The 24,875-nt window shown below is 46.5% G+C and carries 16 protein-coding genes and 7 pseudogenes; 1 reads left to right on the top strand and 22 read right to left on the bottom strand.

Features of this window, described 5'->3' with window-relative positions:
• Positions 1 to 7: 7 nt before the first annotated feature.
• The 21 genes and pseudogenes from smc to gmk form a co-directional block, all read right to left on the bottom strand.
• A pseudogene (gene smc, locus JCM14505_RS10530) lies at positions 8 to 3,573 on the bottom strand (chromosome segregation protein SMC).
• Positions 3,574 to 3,582: 9 nt separating this feature from the next.
• Positions 3,583 to 4,285, bottom strand: a pseudogene (rnc, locus tag JCM14505_RS03380) (ribonuclease III).
• A gap of 128 nt (positions 4,286 to 4,413) precedes the next feature.
• Entirely contained in the window at positions 4,414 to 4,653 is a 240-nt protein-coding gene (gene acpP / locus JCM14505_RS03375; protein WP_054652935.1) for an acyl carrier protein, read from the bottom strand.
• A 41-nt stretch (positions 4,654 to 4,694) separates the two neighbouring features.
• Positions 4,695 to 5,729: a phosphate acyltransferase PlsX gene (gene plsX, locus JCM14505_RS03370; RefSeq protein ID WP_054652933.1), complete on the bottom strand. Its 1,035-nt coding sequence runs from the start codon at positions 5,727 to 5,729 to the stop codon at positions 4,695 to 4,697.
• A gap of 71 nt (positions 5,730 to 5,800) precedes the next feature.
• A pseudogene (gene recG / locus JCM14505_RS03365) lies at positions 5,801 to 7,835 on the bottom strand (ATP-dependent DNA helicase RecG).
• A gap of 68 nt (positions 7,836 to 7,903) precedes the next feature.
• Positions 7,904 to 9,579, bottom strand: a pseudogene (locus tag JCM14505_RS03360) (DAK2 domain-containing protein).
• A 21-nt stretch (positions 9,580 to 9,600) separates the two neighbouring features.
• A complete protein-coding gene (locus JCM14505_RS03355; protein ID WP_054652931.1) occupies positions 9,601 to 9,963 on the bottom strand; it encodes an Asp23/Gls24 family envelope stress response protein in 363 nt (120 codons plus the stop codon).
• Positions 9,964 to 10,104: 141 nt separating this feature from the next.
• Positions 10,105 to 10,293 (bottom strand): 50S ribosomal protein L28, encoded by a 189-nt coding sequence (rpmB, locus tag JCM14505_RS03350; RefSeq protein ID WP_054652929.1) that lies wholly within the window; start codon positions 10,291 to 10,293, stop codon positions 10,105 to 10,107.
• A 130-nt stretch (positions 10,294 to 10,423) separates the two neighbouring features.
• Positions 10,424 to 11,068 (bottom strand): thiamine diphosphokinase, encoded by a 645-nt coding sequence (locus JCM14505_RS03345; RefSeq protein ID WP_054652927.1) that lies wholly within the window; start codon positions 11,066 to 11,068, stop codon positions 10,424 to 10,426.
• Between the two features lie 232 nt (positions 11,069 to 11,300).
• Complete coding sequence (gene rpe, locus JCM14505_RS03340; protein ID WP_054652925.1) at positions 11,301 to 11,954, bottom strand: ribulose-phosphate 3-epimerase; 654 nt, start codon at positions 11,952 to 11,954, stop codon at positions 11,301 to 11,303.
• 14 nt (positions 11,955 to 11,968) lie between these two features.
• Positions 11,969 to 12,841: a ribosome small subunit-dependent GTPase A gene (gene rsgA / locus JCM14505_RS03335; RefSeq protein ID WP_054652923.1), complete on the bottom strand. Its 873-nt coding sequence runs from the start codon at positions 12,839 to 12,841 to the stop codon at positions 11,969 to 11,971.
• A gap of 13 nt (positions 12,842 to 12,854) precedes the next feature.
• Positions 12,855 to 13,421, bottom strand: a complete 567-nt coding sequence (locus JCM14505_RS03330) for a PASTA domain-containing protein (protein ID WP_054652921.1) — start codon at positions 13,419 to 13,421, stop codon at positions 12,855 to 12,857.
• Entirely contained in the window at positions 13,421 to 14,551 is a 1,131-nt protein-coding gene (locus JCM14505_RS03325) for a protein kinase domain-containing protein (RefSeq protein ID WP_263848940.1), read from the bottom strand. Before JCM14505_RS03325 ends, JCM14505_RS03330 begins: the two co-directional genes overlap by 1 nt.
• Entirely contained in the window at positions 14,545 to 14,763 is a 219-nt protein-coding gene (locus tag JCM14505_RS03320; protein ID WP_054652917.1) for a hypothetical protein, read from the bottom strand. The genes JCM14505_RS03325 and JCM14505_RS03320 overlap by 7 nt, the downstream gene beginning before the upstream one ends.
• A complete protein-coding gene (locus JCM14505_RS03315; RefSeq protein ID WP_082405604.1) occupies positions 14,764 to 15,507 on the bottom strand; it encodes a Stp1/IreP family PP2C-type Ser/Thr phosphatase in 744 nt (247 codons plus the stop codon).
• Positions 15,508 to 15,516: 9 nt separating this feature from the next.
• Positions 15,517 to 16,843: pseudogene (gene rsmB / locus JCM14505_RS03310) on the bottom strand (16S rRNA (cytosine(967)-C(5))-methyltransferase RsmB).
• Positions 16,836 to 17,797: pseudogene (gene fmt, locus JCM14505_RS03305) on the bottom strand (methionyl-tRNA formyltransferase). Before fmt ends, rsmB begins: the two co-directional pseudogenes overlap by 8 nt.
• 152 nt (positions 17,798 to 17,949) lie before the next feature.
• On the bottom strand, positions 17,950 to 20,367 hold the full coding sequence (priA, locus tag JCM14505_RS03300; RefSeq protein ID WP_054652913.1) for a primosomal protein N': 2,418 nt from the start codon (positions 20,365 to 20,367) through the stop codon (positions 17,950 to 17,952).
• A 19-nt stretch (positions 20,368 to 20,386) separates the two neighbouring features.
• A pseudogene (gene coaBC / locus JCM14505_RS03295) lies at positions 20,387 to 21,570 on the bottom strand (bifunctional phosphopantothenoylcysteine decarboxylase/phosphopantothenate--cysteine ligase CoaBC).
• Between the two features lie 62 nt (positions 21,571 to 21,632).
• Entirely contained in the window at positions 21,633 to 21,902 is a 270-nt protein-coding gene (gene rpoZ / locus JCM14505_RS03290) for a DNA-directed RNA polymerase subunit omega (RefSeq protein ID WP_054652911.1), read from the bottom strand.
• Positions 21,899 to 22,519, bottom strand: coding sequence for a guanylate kinase (gene gmk / locus JCM14505_RS03285; protein WP_054652909.1), 621 nt, complete (start codon positions 22,517 to 22,519; stop codon positions 21,899 to 21,901). The genes rpoZ and gmk overlap by 4 nt, the downstream gene beginning before the upstream one ends.
• A 167-nt stretch (positions 22,520 to 22,686) precedes the next feature.
• Between gmk and JCM14505_RS03280 the strand changes: the two genes are divergently transcribed.
• On the top strand, positions 22,687 to 22,938 hold the full coding sequence (locus tag JCM14505_RS03280; protein ID WP_054652907.1) for a hypothetical protein: 252 nt from the start codon (positions 22,687 to 22,689) through the stop codon (positions 22,936 to 22,938).
• A 244-nt stretch (positions 22,939 to 23,182) separates the two neighbouring features.
• On the opposite strand, the gene recN is transcribed toward JCM14505_RS03280, so the two are convergent.
• Complete coding sequence (recN, locus tag JCM14505_RS03275) at positions 23,183 to 24,862, bottom strand: DNA repair protein RecN (protein ID WP_054652905.1); 1,680 nt, start codon at positions 24,860 to 24,862, stop codon at positions 23,183 to 23,185.
• Positions 24,863 to 24,875 lie beyond the last annotated feature (13 nt).

Here is a 24,875-nt window from a genome sequence, read left to right as displayed (position 1 = left end):
GCTTCTCCTATTCTGCCGCCGGGGCACCTAACGTTTCATCAATATCAATGGCGACCATCCGCGAAACACCGGATTCTTGCATCGTAACCCCATACAAGATATTGGCATTCATCATCGTCCCTTTGCGGTGCGTAATCACGATGAATTGCGGACCATCAGGACCAAACGTGCCTAGATAATTAGCAAATCGATCAACATTCACCGCATCAAGGGCCGCTTCTGGTTCATCCAGAATTGCAAATGGAACTGGCCGCACTTTGATAATGGCAAACAGCAAGGTAATGGCTGTCAAGGCTTGTTCCCCCCTGAGAGCAGAGATAAGTTTTGATTCCGCTTGCCCGGTGGTTGCGCAATAATGTCCACCCCAGTGGTTAATGGATCACTCGGGTCGTTTAACACTAACTTCGCCGTTCCACCAGCAAAAATTTGCTTAAAGGTTTCCGTAAAGGCAATCGAAACTTCTTTGAACATGGCCATAAACCGATCTGACACTTCCGCATCCATTTCGGCCATCGTGGTCATCAACTGTTCGCGGGCCGTCATTAAGTCAACTTGTTGCCCATGCAGGAAATCATACCGCGTTTTCACGTCTTCATATTCCGCAATTGAGGCCGTATTCACTTCACCTAATTCAGCAATTCCGAGCTTCAAGAGCTTAATTTGCCGGGCTAATTCATCCGCTGGTAAGTCACTCAAGTTTTGTTGGGCGTCCGTAAACGTCATATGATATTGCTCACTCAGCTTATTTAAGCCCTGATCAATTTGCGTTTGTAACTTCGCATACGTGGCTTTATGGTTCGCTAATTCATCAAGCGCAGCCCGACTCAAACTTTCCCGCCGTTCGTTATCAGTCGCTTGGCGCGCTAACTGATCATTTAACGTTACCGCTTGCGCATTTAACTCATCCAAGGCCGCTTGGTGTTGCGCTAAGCTTGCCTTCGCCGTCGCCAAACCATCGGCATTGGAAGCATGATGATCAACTTGGTGTTGGGCTTGTTGTTTTAATTGGGCCACTTGCTCATTTAGGGCCCCTAACCGGTCTGCCAGTTGCGTTTGTTGACTCGTTAACTGCGTTAATTGTTGCTTCGTGTGGCGTACCCGTTCTTCTTGGACCGCTAACGTTTGCATTAAGGTTTGCACTTGACTCGCTTGATCATCCGCATTCGTTGACAGCGCCGTAATTTGCGTTTCGACTTGTGCTAATTTAGCTTGTAAGTCATCAACTTGTTGTTGGGCCGTTGTCATCGCTTGGGCCGCCGTCGCTAATTGCCGTTGGTAATCAGCTGCTTGGACCCCTTGTTGATCAAGCGTATAGGTTAACGCGTCCAATTGACTCTTGAGCCCATTCAATTCGGTCACCATCACTTGATGCTTCGTTTGCGCCGCTTGCGCCTCCGCTTGGGCAGTTTGTAATTGTCCTTGCAAGTCATTGAGACTCGTTTGATTTTGTTCCCGGGCCGTTTGCAAGCGTTGAACCTTTGTTTCTAAGGCCTGTGCTTGCTGTTGGACTTGTTGTTGCGCCGCCATTAACCGATTAAGCTGTTCTTTTTGCTGCAACAAACCAGTCCGTTGGTTCCGATTAGCCCCCCCAGTCATCGCCCCGCTGGCGTTAATTAATTGACCATCAAGGTAACTACGCGGAGTTGGTGTTGCCCAGCGCGCGCAATCGCAGTCGCATGCTCTAAATTATCAGCAAGGACAGTATTGGCTAATAAATGTTTCACCACCCCGGCGATTTGTTCGTCAAACTGAATCAAATTGGGTGCCCAGCCGACATATCCGTCCATTTCAGCGACTGCCGCTAACGTCCGCGGTTCCCGAGCCAGGCGCAAACTATCCATTGGTAAAATCGTCACGCGGCCGGCCCGTTGCTTAATCAAGTAATTAATGATTTGCTTCCCTGTCGCTTGCGTTTGCACCACTAGTTGTTGCAATTGACTGCCCAAGACTGTTTCTAAGGCGGTCGTATACGCCGTTGGTACCGTAATCAATTCACTCACGGCCCCTAACAAGCCCGTAAATAATTGGCGTTGCCGAAGCACGGCTTGAACCCCTTGATAGTACCCAGTATAATCAGCTGCCATCGCTTGGAAACTTTGAATCCGATTTTGCGCCGATTTAGCTTCCCCTAACGCTTGATACCATTGTTGCGTAACTTGTTCATAATCGCTTTGCAACTGACGCTGATGCGCTTGTTCGGCTTGATATTGATCCGTTAATTCACGAACCACTTGCTTAGTCGTCGCAACAACTTGAGCTTGTTGGTCAACCGCCGTTGTTAATTCCGTCAATTGTTGCGTTAAGTTAGCACTTTCTTGATCAGCTTGCGTCGCCGCGGCGGCTTCACGAGCTTGATTTTTCGTTAAATATTGATGTTGATTTTGCGCCGCCGTTAACGCTTGCATTTGATCAACTAATTCATCCCGCCAAGTTTCACGTTGGGCAACTAATTTATCCCGCCGTTGAGCCACACTTAATTTTTGCAAGTCAGCTAAATCCGTCTTAGATTGCGTGACCGCTTGTTGGGCGGTGGTTAAATCATTCGTTAAGGCCGCTTGCGTTTGGGCTAATTGAGTTTGTTGCTCCGTGACGGTGGCAATTTCCTTCGTCAATCGTTCTTCTTCGGCCGCAAATTGTTCTTGGCGGACCGTAGCGAGCGATTGTTCACCATTCAACTTCGCAATCGTTTCCGTTAATAAAACCACTTGATGTTGGTGGTCATCCTTTTGTTGCGTGACCGTTTGAACATCGCGTTGCAATTTTTGCAACGTTTGTTGGGCTTGCTTGGCCGCGGTTTCATACTGATCGGCCAACGTTTGTGTGTCAGCAATTTGGTCCTGGGTCGCAACTAACGCTTGTCGTTGCTCAGTAATCGCGTTCACTGTTGCCGTTCGATCTAATAAGTCCAACCGTGACTTTTGGGCTAAATAGTCCTTAGCTAACGCACTTTGTTCCGCTAACGGTTCCAAGCGCCCTTGAATTTCACTAATAATATCGTTGACCCGGTTCAAATTATCATTGGTCGTCGCCAACTTCTTTTCAGCGGCTTGCTTGTTTTGCTTATACTTCGTGACCCCAGCCACATTTTCAATCACACTCCGCCGGTCAGTTGGTTTCCCATTAAAAATGGCGGCCACTTGCCCTTGGGAAATCACCGAAAATGATTCACGACCAACCCCAGAATCAATGAATAATTCAACGATATCTTTCAAGCGCACGGCTTGATCATTAATCAAGTATTCACTGTCCCCGTTCCGGTACAACCGGCGGGTCACCGTAATTTCGGTATATTCACTTGGTAAATAGTGATCACTATTATCGAGCGTCATCTTCACTTGCGCCCGGTTTAATGGCGCCCGCTCCGTCGAGCCGTTGAAAATGACATCCGCCATTTTATCTCCCCGCAAGGTTTTGGCGGATTGTTCTCCCATCACCCAACGAATCGCCTCGATAATATTACTCTTCCCACTCCCATTAGGACCGATGATCCCATTCATCCCGGCTTGGAAGTCAATCTTCGTTTTTTTGTGCGAAGGATTTGAACCCTTCCATTTCTAAGGTTAATAATCGCATTGCGGTTACCTATTGTTGATCGGCCCGGAATTGTTCCAGAGCTGCTTGCGCTGCCGCCATTTCAGCATGTTTTTTTCGATGAACCGGTTCCTTGACAAATTGGTTGCCCATCAACCATTAAGGCCACGGTAAATTCCGGCGCATTTTCACTGCCCGTTTCGGCAATCAAGTCATATTCAATATTAACATCGCCATCGCGTTGCAAGAATTCTTGCAGGGCCGACTTACTGTCAACCGCGTGGTCAAACCACCCTAAATCTAACTTGGGGAAAATGACCCGCCGAATGAACTTTTCAACTGCTTCGCGGCCTTGGTCTAAGTACAACGCGCCAATGAAAGATTCAAAAATATCACATAATAAGCTATCCCGGTTGCGAGCCCCAGCCATTTCTTCCCCTTTTCCCAAGCGAATGTATTGGTCAAAGTGACATTCGCGGGCAAAGGCAGCAAAACTCTTTTCTTGCACCATAGCTGCCCGTAATCGCGTTAACTTCCCTTGTGGTAATTCAGGGTAACGCCGGTAAATATATTCCGATACTAGTAATTGCAACACCGCATCCCCAAGGAATTCAATCCGTTCGTAATACCGTAAATTTTCGTGCGGATGTTCATTTACATACGAAGCTTGGGTAAACGCTTCGGCTAATAAATCTAAATTCTTAAAATGTAAATCAAATTCTTGTGCTAAATAGTCACTTAATTCTGTAATCATAATTATCCTTTCATGATTAACCCTGTGATATAGAATCCTATTCGGACACGATTCCATATCACAGGCCTAAGCCTGCTTGCTATGTAAAAAAAGAAAGCTGGGTAAAATTGCCCAGCCCCGTTGTTTTATTATTGATGGGCCATAATGTAATCGACCACTTCACCAATTGTGCTGAGTTGTTCAGCATCTTCGTCGTCAATCGTTGCACCAAATGTATCTTCAACTTCTAACACGAATTCAACAAAATCAATTGAATCGGCGTTTAAATCCGTCCGTAAATTTAAATCATCCGTAATCTTAGCGCGATCAATTGCAAAGTGATCAGCGACAATGGCGGAAATTTGCTTAAAGACTTCTGAACGTTCCATTGGTTTATTATTCCCTTCTTAATCAAAGTCTACCTAGTATTTTAATCGTTTTCAGTAAGGTTGTCCACCTTTTCTGGGGTCGGACTAAAGTATTCAACCGTTTCATCAATCACTTTAGAATCGAGCATTTGCTTGATTTGACCAATCGTATTCCGGATTGCATCTGGATCAGCGGACCCATGCGTTTTGACTACTGGTGCCTTCAGTCCTAATAAGACGGCCCCACCATACGTTGAGGCATTCATTAGGTTCTTAATGTCAACGAGCATTGGCTTCAACAACCAGGCCCCTAACAAGGCCCGTAAGCCACCTTTCTTCACCCCGGCCTTGATTAACTTAATCATCAACTTAGCCGTACCTTCAGTGGCCTTTAAAGCAACGTTGGCCGTCCAACCATCACTGACAATCACATCGGCCTTGCCCAGCAATAAGTCGCCCCCTTCAACGTTCCCGACGAAGTTAACATCCGGGTCAGCAGCTAATTGAGCATGCACATTTTTATGGAACGTATCACCCTTATCGCTTTCAGCTCCATTATTTAATAAAGCTACGCGTGGATTTTCAACTCCTAACACCCGTTCGGAGTAAAATCGTCCCAATTGAGCAAATTGTAAGACATTCTTTTCCTTACTTTCGGCATTTGCCCCCGAATCAAGGTAAACAAACCGTTGGCCCGGATGATCAGGATTAGCAATTGGTAAGATACTCGTTAATCCTGGCCGGTCAATTCCTTTGACGCGCCCTACGATTAACAACCCCGCCGCTAAAATTGCGCCGGTGTTTCCAGCTGAAAAGAAGGCATCGGCTTGACCTTCACGCACGGCTGTCGCTGCTCGGACAATCGAAGAATCCTTTTTCTTCCGAATCGCCCGCACGGGTTCTTCCCCCATTTCAATCATTTCGGTCGTATTAATGACCTTAATCCGCGTTTGATCCTTGATTAAAGGCGTCACTTGGTCCGCCAAGCCATACAAATCAAATTCTAACTCGGGGTATAAGTCACGGGCTTGTTCCACCCCTTCAACCACTACTTGAGGGGCAAAATCGCCTCCCATGGCATCAACAGCAATTTTCATAACGTTATAATCCTTTTTTTCGTTTAATTTACTTTCAAATCGTACCACATTTTAACCTGAAACCCAACTAGCTAATCAAAATGCGTGGCTAACTGGTGCCGATGTAAATATAACGCTAACGGTTGATATTCGTCCGTATTTTCCCAAGCGGGATTAGCCAGTAATTCACTGGCATCCCGGCGGGCAATTTGAAGCATCTTTAAATCAGCCACTGGATCCCCCACTTTAAAGGCCGGCATCCCCGATTGGCGTTTCCCCAAGACGTCTCCGGAACCCCGTAATTCTAAGTCCCGCTGGGCGACCACAAAGCCATCCGTCGTCGCCACCATCGTTTCCATCCGCGCTTTCCCGTCATCTGTTTTCGGATCAGCAAGCAAGAGACAGTAACTTTGCCGTTGCCCCCGGCCAACCCGGCCCCGGAGTTGGTGTAACTGAGCTAACCCAAAGCGGTCAGCATTATAAATCATCATGACGGTCGCATTCGGATTATCAACCCCGACTTCAATGACGGTCGTTGAAACTAAGACTTGAATATCCCCAGCTTGGAACTGGTCCATGACCGCCGCTTTTTCATCATTCGTCATCCGCCCATGTAAGAGGCCGACTTGATACGTTGGCGCAAAAATTTCAGCGTATTCTTCGGCCAACGCCGTCGCATTTTGAACATCCAACTTTCGCTTTCTTCAATCAATGGACTAACAATATAACTTGCGCGCCGGTCGCCAGTTGTTCCTTTAAAAAGCGCACGGCCGTCTCAAGTTGTTTAGCTTGCAACCACTGGGTTTGAATCGGTTGGCGCCCTGCTGGTAATTCATCGATAATGGAAACGTCCATTTCGCCGTAGGTAGTAATCGCAATCGTCCGCGGAATTGGGGTCGCCGTCATTGCTAACACATCGGGATGATTTCCCTTTTCCCGCAAGGTTTGGCGTTGTTTCACCCCGAACCGGTGTTGTTCATCGATAATGGCCAACCCTAAATTAGCATATTCCACCTTATCTTGAATTAAAGCATGGGTCCCGACAATTAAATTAATTTGACCAGCCGCAATCTGCGCGCGTAATTGTTCAGCCGCTTTAGGTTTAACCCCACCGGTTAGCAAGCCGACATTGACTGGGGTCTCAGCAAAGACTTTAGCTAACTTTTGGGCATGTTGCGTGGCTAGAATTTCCGTTGGCGCCATTAACGCCACTTGATAGCCGGCCGTAATCGCTGCATAGATTGCAATCGCCGCCACAATCGTTTTACCCGACCCAACATCCCCTTGCAAGAGTCGATTCATTTGATATGGGGCTTTTAAATCCCGACAAATTTCATTGACGACCCGCTTTTGGGCGTTGGTTAACTCAAACGGAATTGTTTTAATAAACGCTCGCACTTCATCATTGTGATATTGAATCGATAACCCATCAGCTTCCCGATTGGCTTGCCGTAATGCTAACATCCGCAGTTCAAATAAAAAGAATTCCTCATAGGCAGCTGTGCGCCGGGCCGCCTGCGCTAATTCGCGGTCCGTTGGAAAATGCAATTGCGCAATCATTTCCCGGCGTTCCATCAATTGGTAATCTTGGCGCAATTTTACTGGCAACAAAGTCGGAATAAACCGTTCATATTGGGTAAACGCTTGGCGGATTGTTTTTTGCAACGTAGCTTGCTTAATATGCTTATTCACGGAGTAAACCGCACCCATCCCACTTTGTTGATCAAGGTCTTTGGTAATGACTTTGGTGCCCTTAATCGTTTGTCGGGGCGCATCCCACGTCCCGGTCACGATTACATCCATATTCGCCGTGATATTTTTAGCTAAGTAGGGTTGATTAAAAAACGTCACTTGGACCACATCCATCCCGGTTAACAACCGAAAGGCCACCCGCGAGCGCCGATACCCATACCGGGAGATGATTGGTTCTGACATCACCGTTCCTTTGACCGCTAATTTTTGTTTATCCTTTGCGAATTGTACATTGGTCGGCGTCATTTCATCATAGCGGGCTGGAAAATAAGTTAGTAAATCTTCGACGGTTTCGATTTCGAGCGTCGCTAATTGCTCCGCCAACTTGGGTCCAACCCCGCGGACCGCCGTGACTGGGTCTTGTAAACTTGGCATCGATTTTCTCCCCCTGGCAAAAAACTCGAGGTTATCGCTAGAACGACTTCCTCGAGCTTTTCGCATCATTATTCAACCGAAATCAAGTATGGGTAAACTGGTTGGCCACCCGCATATACTTGAACTTCAACTTCATCATCAATTGCTTCCACCGCAGCAGTAATTTGTTCTACGACGGTTTCAGAACTATCTTGGCCTGTTAAGATGGTCACAATTTCACTGTCTTCATCCAACATTTCAATCACCATCTTAATGGCAGCAGTTGCTACATCCGGATCCGTGACGATAATCTTCCCGTCAACAATCCCCATGTAGTCGCCATTCTTGATTTCACGACCATCAATCGTCGTGTCCCGCACGGCATGGGTTACTTCCCCACTCTTAACTAAGGCAATGTTACCTTCCATGGCACTTTGATTATCCGCTAACTCAGCATCGGGGTTGAATTCAAGCATTGCGCTCATTCCTTGGGCAATCGTCTTGGTGTGGACGACTTTGACTGGAATTTCTGATACTTCAGCCGCTTGTTCGGCCGCCATAATGATGTTCCCGTTGTTTGGTAAGATTAAGGCTTGCTTAGCATTCGCTTGAGCAATTGCATCCGCAATATCTTGAATACTTGGGTTCATCGTTTGACCACCCGAAATAATCGTCGTTACCCCGAGGTCCTTGAACAAGGCGGAAATTCCGTCCCCAGAAGAAACAGCAATCACCGCCGTGTCGACGGCTGTTGATCACTAGGTTCAGCAACTGGTTCGTCTTGATCCATGATCGATTCTTGTTGCCAACGCATGTTGTCAACCTTCGTCTTCCGTAAGTCCCCAAATTGGAGCCCCCAGTTTAAGACTTGGTCCGGGTGTTCCGTGTGGACGTGCACTTTGACGATTTCATCATCGTTAATGACTAATAAACTGTCCCCTAATTCTGCCAAATGGTTGTAGAACGTATCGTAATCAAAGGCTTGCGTGACACTGTTTCCCCGGCCAATCCGGACCATAATTTCCGTACAGTAACCGTACTTAATGTCAGCCGGATCCAGCTTACCTTGGGCACTTTGATGGTGTTCGGCATTGATCATTTCGTCCATTTGGGCGAGATCAAGCTTCGCATCTTCTTCTAAGACTTGCCCCGTTAAGGCTTCGTAAAAGGCGTGTAAGACAAAGACTAACCCTTGCCCACCGGAATCAACCACGCCAACTTCTTTTAAGACTGGTAATAAGTCCGGCGTCTTGGCTAAGGCAGCATCAGCCGCATCGACAATCTTTTCCATGATGACTACTAAATCCGTTTCACCGGCCTTAACTAGGTCTAAACCAGCTTGGGCGGATTCCCGAACCACCGTTAAGATCGTCCCTTCCGTTGGCTTCATCACCGACTTGTAAGCCGTTTGGGCCCCATTTGCATATGCATCAACAAACCGCTTGGCATCGTATGTGTTGACCCCTTCAGACCCTTTTGCAAAGCCCCGGAAAATTTGGGATAAAATCACCCCAGAGTTCCCCCGGGCTCCCATTAAGAGTCCCTTGGCTAAGGCCGCCGACAAATCGCTCACCGCGTCACTTTCAACTTCAGCTTCGTACTTCGCCCCGCTCGCCATTGACATACTCATGTTCGTTCCCGTATCACCATCTGGAACTGGAAAGACATTCAATGAGTTAATAAATTCCGCCTTTTGATTTAATTTGACCGCGGCGGCTTGCACCATTTGATCAAATTCCAGCTTCGTAATTTCAGTTACTGACAAAATCCTTTTCCTCCCGCTCAGTTACTCACCAACAACGCGAACCCCTTGGACAATTACATTGACCGCGTCCGCTTCGATCCCGAGCATTGATTGTAAACTATACTTAACTTGTTTTTGGACACTCTTTGAAACTTCGGAAACCTTGGTTCCGTAGCTAACGATAATACTTACTTCAACCGTAATTGCATCACCTTGTTGCTTAATTACGACCCCTTTTTGGTAACTATCGCGTCCTAAGATTTGGTTAAAGCTGTCCCGGACTTGCTTACGACTGGCCATACCGACCACTCCGTACATATCCGTCGCCGCGCCACCGACAACCGTAGCGATTACATCATTGGAAATATCAATCATTCCCGAGTTGTTCTTAATCTTAATTGACATGCTTAACGCTCCTTTGTCCATATTAATTGTTTCAATTCATCTTACCATATTCACGGACTTCAAGAAACTATTTCCCTACCGCTCACGGTCCTATGGCACTAAAAAAAAGCAGTCCGCGAACACGAACTGCTTTTTTAATTCTTAGTGAACTCGGGTAACTTTACCAGACTTCAAAGTACGTGCTGAAACGTAAACCTTCTTAGGCTTACCATCAACTAAAATCGTAGCCTTTTGCAAGTTTGGCTTCCAGCTCCGACGACTTGAGTTAAGGGCGTGTGAACGCTTGTTACCGAATGAAGTATGCTTACCAGTAATAAAATCCTTTGCCATGGTTGGGACCCTCCTCTCCTCATCAAATTTAAATCAGTGCGCAAACTAATGCGCTTTAACTCACTCAATTAATTTATCACACGTACGCATTGAATGCAATACTTTCTTTCAAGGAAATTTACTTGACACATTAATCGTGGCTTTGGATTACCATTACAATCCCCGTGGTAAAGGAAAAAGTGACCGGTTGACCCACAAATTCATTACTTGACCACGAAATCGGCATTGCACTCGAAAACGGCGCTAAGTTGTACTTGGCATCTTGAATCGTTAAATTGTCCACCCCTGTAATTCCCACAAAAGCTAAGTATTGCATGGTTGGTAATTGCTCAACTTGATACGTCCCAGGTTCAAACCACGTCACGACATTTTGCGTATCAATTAACCGTAACTTCGGCAACGCCAAGCGATATGGGTCACGCAAAACACTATAAAGATTAGCTAATAATTGATCCAACCGCCCCCCGGTGGCGCCAAATAAATTAATTTGAGTCGCATTATATTCTTGTAACGCAATCGTCAACGCCAGTTGCGTATCCGTTTCGTCCTTAATCGGTGAGCAAGTTCGGACATCCGCCACTTGAGCAACGACGGCATCAAACTGCGCATTGGTCGACGAATCGAAATCGCCTAAGGCTACCACTGGGACAATCCCGTGATTCAATAAGCGCGTCGCCCCGAGGTCAACGCCGAGCCACACCCCAGGATAATGATTTAGTTGGTCATATGGAATTAAATCTTCTGGTCCGCCGACCATGATGTTAACAACCGTCATGATTTCACCCCAGTCCTAATTAGTGAAAAGGCTGAAAAGGTAAGTTCCTCTTCAGCCCCTCTAAATAAATTGTTGCTATCTTCGACGGCAACTTTGTAACTTCGCTCGCCACGCGGAAGCCTAATGCCTAACTATGCCAAGACCGTCACCCCTAGCGTTGCTAGTGCTAACGGCTTGTCTACGTTAGGCCACGACTTCCTTAATGCGTGGCTCGCGACCTACGTATCAAGACCTACTTAGTAGCGTCTTTAATTGCTTGGATCCGACTAGCTGGATCTTCTGCACCGTAAACGTAAGAACCAGCCACGGCGACCGTTGCCCCGGCTTCGTAACATGGCACAACCGTTTCGTTGTTAATTCCACCATCGATTTCAATATCGAAGTCGTAGCCGTTTTCCTTCTTAATCGTGTCAAGTTCCTTAATCTTAGCGACCGTTTCTGGTAAGAACTTTTGGCCCCCAAAACCAGGGTTAACCGTCATTACGAGGACTTGGTCAACCATGTGAAGGACTGGCTTAATCATTTCCACTGGCGTACCTGGGTTTAAGACAACTTCCGCCTTAGCCCCACCATTCTTAATCATTTGTAAGGCCCGGTGGATGTGCTTCGTAGCTTCAACTTGAATCCCAATAATTTCAGAACCAGCTTCCAAGAAGTTTGGAATTAAGTGTTCTGGGTCTTGGACCATCAAGTGCACATCAAGCACCATCTTCGTTACTGGGCGCATTGCCTTCACAAAGTCGGGACCGTATGAAATACTTGGCACAAAATGACCATCCATCACGTCAATGTGTAAGTATTCCGCCCCGGCTTGTTCAGCCATTTCAATATCTTTTTGTAAGTTTACGTAATCAGCTGCTAAAACTGATGGAGCAACTTTAATCATAATTTAAATCTCCTTTAGTATCGCGGTTTTTGATTTTGAATCAAAGTATGGAACTGTTGATAGTTCTCATACCGACTAGCCATAATTATACCACTTTCCACGGCGGGTTTCACCGCACAACCTGGTTCTTGTAAGTGTAAACACCCCCGGAACTTACAGTTCGGAGCTAACGCCAACATTTCTGGGAAGTATTGTGGCAACTCTTGAACCGTCATTTTAAAGTCTTCATAAGAAGAAAAACCAGGTGTATCGGCAATCAGTGCTTCCCCAACTTGTAGCAAACTGATTTTACGCGTGGTATGTTTCCCCCGTTGTAACGCCTGCGAGATTTCCCCCGTGGCTAATTCTAATTCCGGGGCTAAATGGTTCAATAGCGTCGACTTCCCTGCCCCGGTTTGGCCCATCATCGTGACAGTTTGTCCCGCCAATAATGTTAACAACCGTTCCAAATTGGTGGCCTTAAATGGGTCTTGGCGGTCATAAACGACATCGTAACCAATTTGTTCATACCCCGCAATTGTCGGGGCTAGCTGGTCAGCTTCGGCATCCGTTAATAAATCGGTCTTCGAAAAGAAAAGAATTGGTTTAATCCCTTGGCTTTCGAGCGCAACTAGTTGGCGATCCAATAAATTCGCCGCAAAATTAGGCTCTTTCACCGCGGTGACCACGACGGCCGTATCAATATTAGCAACCATCGGGCGGACTAATTGATTATCCCGCGGCAAGACTTTTAATAAGTAGCCATCTTCAAATTCCACACGGTCCCCAACTACCGGCTTAATCCCCCGCTTTCTGAAGTTTCCCCGTGCGCGGGTCCGCACAATTTGGCCATCGACCAAAATATCATAAAACCCACTTAATGATTGTTGAATAATTCCCGTTTGCAAACGTTGTTCTCCTTTAATTAATGTTATTCGCACTTAAAATTGTTCGACCATCACGAACCACCCGATACGAACCAGTTGAATTATTTTTTAATTTCAATGGCAACGTAACCGTTTGATCACTTGTAATGGTCAGCGTTTGATATGGTGTCCGATAATTATGATTCATATCCCGGACGTAAATTTGGACCTGATTTTCGCGATGACGTTTATCATATGGAATCGTTAATTGAACATTGGTGGTTTTTTCAGCGTCGTTTTCACTGGCAATCGTAACCACCAAACTATCTCCCCGCGTTAACGAATGGCCCGCCTTAACTTGCTGGCTCACAACATGATTATTAGCCACGGTATCACTATGCGTTGTCATGATTGTTAATGGCAAACCATGTTGATTAGCAAAGCTCAGCACTTGATTAACACTTTGATTTTTAAAGTTTGGTAATTTAACTTCATCTTTACCGGCGCTTACCGTTAACGTAATCGTATCACTACCAGGATGAGCCACTTCACCAACCGGCAAACTTTGTTTAATAATCATTCCCCGGTCATAATCCGCTGAATATTGCGTTTCTTGATGCACTACAAACCCTTTTTCCGTAAACTGTCAGCCACATTCCGGTAACGTTCACCAGTATAATAACCGATTTGATAACTTTTAACGCCACGACTAACGGTCAAATCAATACTTTGGCCGCGGTGACGTTGCAGCGGACCATCAATCGCCATCACTTCCCCCGCCGCAATTTGCTTACTATACCGCTGGTGCACATCGCCCACCTTTAAACGGCGACTCGCTAAACTTTGGCGCGCACTTTCTAATGACTCACCCGTAACATCAGGCACTTGAACTGGTTGGTTAAAGTACCAATAACCACCACCACCAAGTAAACCTAGTCCCAGTAAGCTCACCCCAACTAACCATGGCCATTTCCGGCGCTTGGAACGAACTGAAGCTGGAGGGATGGTCGCGTCAAGCGGGCGCGTCGCTTTAATCTGGGTTCTTAATTGATCCGTTGCTTGCCGAATTTGCTCCACATCGAGCGGACGGGTCATATCATCGCATTCCGTAGCCACAGCAAACTTGGGTTCGCGAGCGCGCTTTTTATTCAGCACCGTTGCCAAATCAGTTGCCATTTCACTAGCGTCTTGATACCGATCTTGCGGTTGCTTAGCAGTCGCTTTTTGGACAACGTTATCCAATGCTTGCGGAATTTCCGGTCGCCAATCCCGCATGGACGGCATCGGCGTTTGAAAATGTTTCATCGCAATCGCAATGGTATTCTCACCTTGAAACGGCACTTGCCCCGTTAAAAGTTCAAACAAAATAATTCCCAGCGCATAGACATCTGATTGTGGCGTGGCTAACCCACCCCGGCCTTGTTCTGGTGACAAGTAATGAATCGAGCCGACTAACGAGTTCGTTTGGGTCAATTCATTTTGCCCTAAGGCCGTGGCAATGCCAAAATCAGTAATCTTAATTTGATTATCAGCCCCGACTAAGATATTTTGCGGTTTCAAATCCCGATGAATAACGCCATGTTGGTGGGCAACTACCATCCCTTCGACGATTTGTTGCATTAATTGAACCGCCGTGGCAATTGGCAATGGATGATTAAGTTTCAAAAAGTGCTTTAAGTCCATGCCTGGCACGTATTCCATCACAATAAAGGGTTGTGAATCTGCCTCACCAGCGTCTAAGAGTTTTACAATATGCTCATTTTGGAGGTCAATTGCCCGGCGCGCATCATGTTTAAAGCGTTTTTTTTACTGGCCGCATCATTTTCTAATTCCACCCGTAACAATTTCACGGACACATCCTGGCCCGTTTGTAAATCACGGGCTAAGTAAACTGAGGCCATCCCACCTTCACCTAACAACCGAATAATTTGATAACGGTGCGCAATTTGTGAACCTGGTTCCATTTACTTCACCGCCTTTGTTGGTTGCATTAACATCACCGAAATATTGTCACTGCCCCCATGTTTTAATGCCAACTCGATTAACCGCGTTACTTTTTGTTCGCCATCCGCGCGTTTAAGTTGTAAAATCCGTTGCATTTGCTTCGTGGTTGCTTCTTTGTAAAGACCATCTGAACAAATTAACAACTCCAACGTAGGGGTGCGTTCAACCTGATTAACCTCTAGTTGCAAGCGTTCCCCCAGTCCTAACGCTCGGGTAATCACATTTTGATACGGTACTTTACGGGCTTGCTTAGGATTTAGTTGTCCTTGCTTAATCAATTCATTCACTAACGTGTGATCTTCCGTTAATTGAGTTAATTCACCCGCATCAAACGCGTAGGCACGACTATCACCGACGTGGCCAATGACCAATTGCGTTGGGAAGATAATCACGGCGACAACCGTCGACCCCATTCCAAATAGATTTTCACTTTGCCCATCGCGAACAATCGCATCATTAGCCACCGTCGTTTGGTGAATCAACCACTCCTTGGCGGCTGCGGACGTGGAAATGGTGGCTAATTTAAATGCGGTACTCAAAATCGCGACCGCAATTTCGGCGGCCCGTTCGCCACCATGCCGGCCACCAACCCCATCTGCTAACACCGCCAGTTGTAAACCATTCTCAGCGGTCACACAGGCCAGCCGATCCTGGTTATCATCTCGCTGATTGCCAATATTTGACTGTAAGGCACTTTGCATCATTGTCACTCCCTATCCCCGTTTGCGCATCGTACTAATAAAGAACCCGTCAGAATTAAATTCATTCGGTAAAATTGTTAAGGTGGCCGTTTCGCGTTCAGCTTTCACCGCCTGGGTCGTCGTGGTTGGCACTAGTTCAAATTCCGGATGTTGCGCTAAAAAGGCTTGCACGGTCGCATCATTTTCAGTTGGCAAAATCGTACACGTACTATATGTTAAATAACCACCAGGTTTCACCTTGGCGGCCACTTGATCCAAAATTGCCGTTTGAATTTCATGCAGTCGCTCACTATCCGCCCGGGTTTTATCATACCGAATTTCAGGTTTCCGGCGTAATAAGCCAAAGCCACTACATGGGGCGTCAACTAAAATTTGATCAAATTGTCCATCAGCGAAAACTTCGTTAACCTGACGCGCATCTAATTGTTGCGCCGTCACCCGATCAGCTACCTGCATCCGCGTGGCATTTCGTTCAATTAACTTAATCTTATGGGCATGAATATCTAACGCCGTCACCTGACCATCCGGAACACATTCAGCAATTTGCACGGTTTTACCGCCAGGCGCGGCACAAGCATCTAAGACTTGGTCCGTTGGCTTAAGCGGCATACTATCAACCGCTAACATAGCACTTTCATCTTGAATCGTAATTCGGCCGGCTTGAAAGGCCACCGTCGTAGCCACATTCCCGCGCGTTAAAATTAACGCATTCGGACGATAGGACTTGGCGTAACTTCTAAGCCCGCCGCCGTTAATTCGGCCACCACCGCTGCCACTGTCGTCACGGCCGTATTCACCCGTAAACTTTGATGGGCTGGTTCATTAATCGTGGCACAAATCGCCGTTGTCGTTGCTTCGCCATAAGCCGCCAGTAAATCTTCAATTAACCACGTTGGTAAGCTGGCTTGAATACTTAATCGTTGTACCGGATCTTGAATCGCTGCAATATCTTGGACCCCTTGCCGCAAAATGGCATGCAACACCCCTGTAACAAACTTGCGAATGCCTGGATTACCACGACGCTTCGCAATTTCAATTGCTTCATTCGTTGCCGCAAAGTCCGGCACGCGGGCCAAATATTGATATTGGTATAACGTCATTAGCAGCAAAGTCTTCACCCACGGCGTGACTTTTTTTTCTGGGCAATAAAGGGCGTTAACCAATATTCCAACGTGAGTTTATGTTGAAGTACCCCATAAACCAAATTCGTAACCAGGCGCTTATCAGCATCTGATAAGGAAGTCTTCGTCAACGTTTGGTTTAACTGCAAGTTCGAATACGCACCTTGTTTTAACACCTTTTCTAAGGTCGTTAATGCAACTTCGCGGGCCTTACTCATGATCAGCTCCATCCGTAATCGCTTGGAAACCAGGTTGTAAGTTTTGGTGCCCGTTTAAGTACGCCGTAATATCCATTAATCCCTTCCCAGCTGGCTTTAATTGATTAATTTGGTACACCGTTCCTTGGCCGGCTGCCAATACGAGGGCATGCTTTTCGACGCGTACAACTTGCCCTGGTTGTAAGTCCGTTGTTTCATCTAGCACTGTGACATCATAAATCTTGGTCACTAACCCATCTAAAATCAAATTCCCAATTGGGGCTGGGCGCAATCCCCGCACATGATTATCAATTTCTCGGGCTGTCCAGGTGTAATCAAGGCGTTCTTGGGCCCGCGTAATGTTCGGTGAAAATACCACTTCGGCTTCATTTTGAGCAATCGGGTTCACTTGACCGGCAATTAAGTCCGGCAACGTCGTCATTAATAAGTCCCGCCCCGCCAGACTCAACTTGTCAAACATCGTTCCACTATCATCTTGGGAGGTAATTGGCACCTTGACTTGCGAGATAATATCACCGGCATCCATTTGCTTCACCATGTACATGATGGTGACCCCGGTTTCGGCATCCCCATTCATCACCGCATATTGAATTGGCGCCCCCCCCGGTATTTAGGTAATAAGGAACCATGAACATTAATGGCCGCAATTTTGGCTGCATCTAATAATGCCGTTGGCAAGAATTGGCCAAAGGCAGCCGTAATCATTAAGTCAGGGGCTAAGTCAATCAAGGCCGCCATTTCTGGACTGTGATTAATCTTAGCTGGTTGGTAAACCGGAATTCCGGCTGCTTGCGCGCAGGATTTCACCGGTGTCGGGGTGAGTACCCGTTTCCGTCCCACTGGGCGATCTGGTTGCGTCACCACGGCTTGCACATCATAATCCGGATGATCGATTAAAGCTTGTAAAATTGGCACCGCAAAATCCGGTGTCCCCATAAAAACAACTGAAGTCATATTAAATTCCTACTTTCTGATTAAGCTAAAATTTTACTACGTATTACGCGTATTTTCAGCGAATTAGTTCTAATTATAATCACTTACTATCATAACAGAATTTCATCAACTAAAAAACGCCTACCAGTTGGCAGACGTACAACAATCTAATTTTACATAAAGTATTGTGGTTCGGGATCAATACTAAGTTGGAATTGACGATCAAATTGCTGTTGTGCCTGATGCATCAACGTTAATAATTCTTGATGCAACCGCGCATCCGCCCGATATTTAATCATAATTTGATAGTAATACCGATTCTTTAAACGCGCAATTGACCGCGGTGTCGGTCCCAATAATTGCGTCTCCGCCGCTAAGGTTGTTTGTAATTGTTGCCGAATCGTAAACATCGCTTTGGCGGCAACTTTTTCATCCGGATGACTCCCCATTAAGCGCACCGTGTAATAATACGGTGGGTAAGCGGCTAATTTCCGCAACTGCATTTCTTGCGCAAAGAAACGCTCATAATCCTGTTGCTGAGCCAGTTTAATGACGTAATTTTGGGGATTAAAGGTTTGAATAATAACTTCCCCCAACTTATCAGCCCGGCCAGCCCGGCCACTAACTTGCGTTAACAAATCAAAGGTCCGTTCCCCCGCCCGGAAATCCGGTAAATCCAAGCCGGTATCGGCATTTAATACTCCCACTAGCGTTACATCGGGATAATCAAGGCCTTTGGCAATCATTTGCGTCCCCAGTAAAATATCCGCTTCATGATGGCCAAATTGATCTAACAACGCCTGATGTTGTCCCTTTTTCCGGGTGGTATCAACGTCCATTCGAATCACCCGCGCTTGCGGTAATAAGTCCGCTAATTCGGCCGCCACTTTTTCCGTTCCCGTGCCATAATACCGGATTCGCCGACTTTGACATTGCGGACAAAGTTGCGGAATTCCTTCTTCATGCCCACAATAATGACATTTCATCGCATGCGTATCTAGGTGCATCGTCAACGAGATATCACAATTCGGACACTTTAACACATACCCACAATCACGACACATAATAAACGACGAAAAACCGCGCCGGTTCAATAAGAGAATACTTTGTTCTCCTCGTTGCAAGCGTGCATGTAAAGCGGTTAAAAGTTGATTGGAGAAATTAGTCTCCCCTCGCCGTTGCACTTCCGGCCGCATATCAACAATCTCCACTTGCGGTAAGGTTTTGGCCGCCGCCCGATGAGCTAAGACTTCTCGTTTGTAAACCCCAGCAGCGGCCCGGGCCCGCGTTTCTAAGCTTGGTGTTGCCGATCCTAAAACGACCGGCGCCTGATGATACTTTCCACGCCAGAGGGCTACTTGGCGCGTATGATACCGAGGAGATTCATCTTGTTTATAACTACTTTCATGCTCCTCATCCATGATAATTAAGCCCAGGTTCGCCAGCGGCGCAAAGACCGCTGACCGCGCGCCAACCACCACTTTAGCCTCTCCTGCTTGGATGCGCCGCCATTCATCATACCGTTCGCCATTAGATAAGCCACTATGTAATACGGCCACTTGTTCCCCAAACCGGCTCCGCACCCGGCCAACAATTTGGGGGGTTAAGGAAATTTCAGGCACTAACAACAACGCACTTTTCCCCGTTGCTAAGGTGGCCGCCATTAGCTGTAAGTAAACTTCCGTCTTCCCACTTCCCGTTACGCCTTGTAGCAAGTGAACAGTCGCTTGTGGCTGCTGAATATCGGGTACAATTTGGTCATAGGCAGCTTGTTGTTCTGCATTTAGCGCCAAGGGTTGACTTGGCGTGATTGCTTGGTCTTTCATTGGGTCGCGGTACTGCTCTTGTTGTAGTTTTCGCAACCATCCGCGGTGTTCCCCTAACCGAAAGATATCAGGTCGTAAGCCACTTTGTTCCTGCGCTACTTTTAAGGTCACCACTTGATCCCCTAAATTCTGTAAATAAGCTAATAATTGCCGTTGGGCCGTCGCGTTTTTGGGTAGCTCAGCTAAACTTTCCTCATATTTTTCAAAGCTTTGGGTGGCTTGAATGGCCGTGACCGTTTTAGCCCGCGCTTGATCAACAACCGCGTACCGGAAACGAATTTTGCCTTGGCGTTGGAGTTGGATTAAACGTTCCAATTTATCAACTGCATGGGTTAATTCGTCAAATTCAACTTCATTTTCCTCCCCAAACAACCAAGCTTGGTCGCTTTCACTGAGCTCATCGATTACTTCAACCCAGCGTTTCGTCTTGCCCTTTAATAAATTTGGCAACATGGTGTACAAACACGAAATCCAAAAGGCATAGGTTTCGTTAGCTAACCACTGACTCAGTTGTAATAATTCCGGATTCACGACTGGTGCTAAATCCATTACGGCCGCCAATGGTTTTAAGGGACCATCATAAGTACTTTCATCAATTACTCCGACTACAAAGCCTTGCACTTCACGTTTACCGGCCCCAAATGGCACAATCACCCGCATCCCCGGTTGCACGAGGTCCGTTAATTGTTTTGGCACTGCATACGTATACGGTTGATTGGTTTGCATCGTCGGCACATCGACAATCACTTGCACTAAATTAGCCATCCCACGAACCTCCTTGTCATTAAAAACGCTGTTGAATAAACTGGATAATTTGTGCGGCCACTTCGGCTTTCGTCGCCGGCGCTAACCGAACTGGTGCTTGTCCGTTTTGATATAAGGTCACAATATTGGTATCCGTCCCAAAACCAGCCCCCACTTGGGTCACATCATTGCCAATAATTAAATCGGCCTGTTTCGTCATTAGCTTCCGTGTCGCATAAGTATCTAAATCATTCGTTTCCGCCGCGAAGCCCACAACCCATTGATCAGCACGCTTGTTAGCTCCCATGGTCGCTAAAATATCCGGATTTTGTTGTAATTGGATGGTTAACCCCGCATCACCCTGTTTTTTTAATTTTTGTGTTGCTACTTCCGCCGGTGCATAATCAGCCACCGCCGCCGCCATAATTAACCCCGTCGCCGTTGTAAAGGCGCGTTCAACCGCTGTTAGCATATCCCGGGTCGTTTCGACGCGTTCCACGATTAAATGTGGGCTTTTCGGCACGGCCACCTCAACTTGGCCCACAATTAAATGAACCCGGTAGCCTGCTTTTAAGGCTGCGTTTGCTAACGCCATCCCCATCTTACCGGTCGACCGATTGCCGATAAAGCGGACCGGATCAATTGCTTCCCGCGTTCCACCAGCGGTAATCACAATTGTTTCCTGCTTCGCTGGGGTCAGCATCGTCGTAATTGCCTCCACAATCACCGCTGGTTCTGGCATCCGCCCTTTCCCAGTATAACCTTCTGCCAACAATCCCGTCGCGGGTTCTAAAACCGTCACCCCATCCGCTTGGAGCTGTTGCAGATTTCGTTGGGTAGCCGGGTTTTCCCACATATGAGAATTCATCGCCGGCACGACTAACTTCGGCGCTGCCGTCGCTAAGAGCGTCGTGGACACCGTATCATCCGCCAACCCATTGGCCATTTTAGCAATCACGTTCGCACTCGCCGGCACGACGACAGCTAATTCCGTCCAATCGGCCATTCAATGTGGGGAACTTGGCCGGCTTGCACATTTTGCCAAATATCAGTCAAAACTGGCGTATGTAACAAACTCGCTAACGTGGCCGTCCCGACAAATTGTTGCGCACTGTCACTCATCACGACCCGGACTTCATGATTTAGTTTTTGTAGTGACCGGACCACTTCCACCGCCTTATAGACTGCGACACTACCAGTCATGTAAACCGTAATTTTTGCCATTTATCTGCCTCACTAAACAAAAAAAAGAAGATCAAGTCAACCTTGATCCTCTTCACTGGAATTTATTCGTTGTCAGTTGAATCCGGGTCAATTGAGACTAAACCAGCTTCAATTTCTTCTAAAGCCATCCCAACCGCTTTGTTTGATTCGTAGTGGTCTAATAATAATGGCTTGTCTTCACTCATATCAAATGGCTTTTCCGTGTGTTCAGCGCGGAACTTGTCTTCACGGTACTTGTCAATTTCGTGGGCCCGCTTACTTGCTAACATAATTAATGAGTAACGGGAATCAACCTTTTCTAATAACTTGTCAACGGATGGAAATAAAATCATTGGTTCGCTTCTCCTAACATTTCTAAGTAATCTGGCATGACACGGTTAACACGTAAATGTTCAGTCCGAATAATTTCTTTGATGCGTTCAACTGCATTGTCAACTTCATCGTTCACAACGGCATAATCATAATTTTGCATCATCCGAATTTCATCGTACGCCGTCTTAATCCGTTCATTAATCACGTCCATGGATTCGGTGCCCCGGCCAACTAACCGGTTCTTTAATTCCATGATGTCTGGTGGAGTTAAGAAAATAAAGACCCCATCAGCAATCCGGGAACGAACTTGCATCGCCCCGTTCACTTCAATTTCTAAGAAGACGTCTTTACCAGAATCCAAGGTATCATTAACCCATTTTAATGGCGTGCCGTAATAGTTGTCAACATACTTAGCATACTCGAGCATTCCACCAGTTTGAATTTGGTGTTCAAATTCTTCCTTGGATACAAAGAAATAATCCTTCCCGTTCACTTCACCTTCACGGGGAGCGCGAGTAGTCATTGAGATTGAATACTGAAAATCATTACCCGGTTGGTCAAACAATGCCTTCCGAACAGTTCCTTTTCCGACCCCTGATGGACCAGATAAGACAATTAAAACGCCTCGTTTTGCCATGTTGCAACATTCCTCTTTCTACATTTGAATAAATACTATCATACCATGTTTTTTGGCGTCCGCCTATGCTTTTAGACAGGAAGTTTTTTTCTAAAAGCACTTGCATTATCGAACAGCTGTTCGTATAATATTAAAACAAACAGATGTTCGTTTTAAGGAGAAAATAAATGTTCCAACAATTAAACCGCATGCTTGACCGGCTGATCAATCAGTTATTTGACCGTTACCCTGCAATTTTCTCAACGCCCGATGAAGACTATCACTACTACCTTAGTCAACATCAACCCGTCTCGAAATTCGAAAAACAACTTGAACGAAGTTTCTCCCGCATTGATCCACACGATCTAATGGCTGAAATGATGCCGACCACTACGAATGACCGGAAAGTCATCCCTTTTAGTCGGGCCAACTTCGGTTAGGCCCAATTCCCCCATTAACGCAAAACGCCACCAGCCGATTCGGCCAGTGGCGTTTTGTTTTGTGTGGGATCCAATTAACTACGTTCGGCTAACAAGTGCTTTTGATAGCTGAGCTCGCGACCTCATTTGTAACTACGTTCGCCACGCGGAAGCCTGATACCTAACTATGACAAAGTCGCCGCCCCTAGCATAGCTAGTGCCAACGCCTTGTCTACGTTAGGCCACGGCTTCCCTAATGCGTGGCTCACGACCTATTACCTAATAATTCTTCAGCGTGGGCTCTCGCCGCTGGGGTAATGACTTCACCGGCAGTCATCCGCGCAACTTCATCAATCCGTTGTTCAAGCCTCAACGGCGTTACCGTCGTCGTTGTCCGGCCATCATGCACTCGCTTTTGAATTAACAAGTGATTTTGCGCCGCTGCCGCTACTTGTGGTAGGTGCGTAATACATAGAACTTGGGAATGTTGGGCAATCAACTTAATTTTATCTGCAATTGCTTGGGCCACCCGGCCACTAACTCCAGTATCAACTTCGTCAAAGATAATACTTGTGACTCCTTCAGCTGCCGCAAAAATGGTCTTTAATGCTAGCATCACCCGGGATAATTCCCCACCCGAAGCGATTCGGACTAACGGGCCCATACTTTCCCCTTGATTGGTTTGAATGTAAAATTCCACTTCATCGAGCCCGTCACTGGTAAACTGCCCGGTTGCTAACGGCGTAAAATGAACCGCAAACGTGGCTTTTTCCATATACAATTGATGCAATTGCGTATTAACTTTTTCATTTAAGTCTTCGGCAACCCGCTGGCGAATCGTTCGCATTTGCGTCCCTAGGTCAGTTAATTGTTGGGCTAAGGCAGCTAATTGGGCGGTTAATTCTTCATCTGATTTCGCATTTTGCTCCATCCCCGTTAATTCAGCCTGAATCTCGTCATAATAACTTAAGACATCCGCTACCGTTGCCCCGTATTTGCGCTCTAAATCACCAATTTGGGTTAACCGGGCATCAATTTGAACTAGCCGTTCCGGATCATATTCAAGCGCATCTAATTGGTGACTCGCTTGGTCCGCGACATCTTGCAAGGCATAATAGGCTCCATCCAAGGTTTGGCTCACCTCTTGATAAGCCGGATCAAATTCAGCAATCGCCTGTACATCCCGCATCACTTGCCCCACTTGATCGAGTACGGGGGTGGGCTCGTTTTCATTCAATACCCCAATTAACGATTGAAAGGCATCATTAATTTGTTGGAAATGACTTAACCGTTCCCGTTCTTGAGTTAGTGCTTCTTCTTCTTCCGGTTGTAAATTAGCCTGACCAATTTCATCAACTTGATACCGCAACATGTCCAGGCGTTGCGCCCATTGTTGAGCATCCGTTTGCTGTTGCTTTAATTGAGTTTGTGTGGCTAAGTAGGCTTGATAGGCGCTAGTATATTTTGCTTTAATGGGGGCTAATTCGGCACCCGCAAATTGATCTAACAAGCCTAGATGTGTTTCCGCTTGCAGTAATTGTTGGTGTTCATTTTGCCCTTGAATATCAACTAACCAGTGCCCTAATTGCTTTAACAACGTTGCATTAATTAGCGTCCCATTAACCCGAATCGTATTCCGACCACTTTTATGAATTTCCCGCCGAATTACCAGGCCACTTTCATCCGCCACAATTCCTTGGGCAGCCAAAAATTCAGCACAGGCCGGATCATCAGGTAACGTAAATTGGCCTTGGATACTTAATTTATCCATCCCCCGGCGAATAAAATCTTGGGAACCCCGGCCACCGGCTAATAAGCCCACGGCATCAATAATAATTGATTTTCCGGCCCCAGTTTCTCCCGTCAGTACCGTCATTTGATCTTGAAATGACAATGACAAATGATCAATAATCGCTAAATTATCAATGGTTAATTCCTGAATCATGGCCTTTCTCCTT

The sequence above is a fragment of the Limosilactobacillus equigenerosi DSM 18793 = JCM 14505 genome (genome assembly GCF_001311375.1).
Lineage (GTDB): Bacteria > Bacillota > Bacilli > Lactobacillales > Lactobacillaceae > Limosilactobacillus > Limosilactobacillus equigenerosi.
Note: the sequence above shows the minus strand (reverse complement) of the source record. Positions and strands in the feature narration are given on the sequence as shown.

Bases quoted from the DNA above. Each gene is read 5' to 3' on its own strand.
- plsX (WP_054652933.1), bottom strand. From the start codon at position 5,729: ATGAAAATTGCTGTTGATGCCATGGGAGGCGATTTTGCCCCTCAAGTA.
- recN (WP_054652905.1), bottom strand. From the start codon at position 24,862: ATGATTCAGGAATTAACCATTGATAATTTAGCGATTATTGATCATTTG.
- rpmB (WP_054652929.1), bottom strand. From the start codon at position 10,293: ATGGCAAAGGATTTTATTACTGGTAAGCATACTTCATTCGGTAACAAG.
- acpP (WP_054652935.1), bottom strand. From the start codon at position 4,653: ATGGAACGTTCAGAAGTCTTTAAGCAAATTTCCGCCATTGTCGCTGAT.
- priA (WP_054652913.1), bottom strand. From the start codon at position 20,367: ATGGCTAATTTAGTGCAAGTGATTGTCGATGTGCCGACGATGCAAACC.
- JCM14505_RS03345 (WP_054652927.1), bottom strand. From the start codon at position 11,068: ATGACGGTTGTTAACATCATGGTCGGCGGACCAGAAGATTTAATTCCA.
- rpe (WP_054652925.1), bottom strand. From the start codon at position 11,954: ATGATTAAAGTTGCTCCATCAGTTTTAGCAGCTGATTACGTAAACTTA.
- rpoZ (WP_054652911.1), bottom strand. From the start codon at position 21,902: ATGATTTTATTTCCATCCGTTGACAAGTTATTAGAAAAGGTTGATTCC.
- JCM14505_RS03280 (WP_054652907.1), top strand. From the start codon at position 22,687: ATGTTCCAACAATTAAACCGCATGCTTGACCGGCTGATCAATCAGTTA.
- gmk (WP_054652909.1), bottom strand. From the start codon at position 22,519: ATGGCAAAACGAGGCGTTTTAATTGTCTTATCTGGTCCATCAGGGGTC.
- JCM14505_RS03315 (WP_082405604.1), bottom strand. From the start codon at position 15,507: ATGATGCAAAGTGCCTTACAGTCAAATATTGGCAATCAGCGAGATGAT.
- JCM14505_RS03355 (WP_054652931.1), bottom strand. From the start codon at position 9,963: ATGTCAATTAAGATTAAGAACAACTCGGGAATGATTGATATTTCCAAT.
- JCM14505_RS03320 (WP_054652917.1), bottom strand. From the start codon at position 14,763: ATGGAACCAGGTTCACAAATTGCGCACCGTTATCAAATTATTCGGTTG.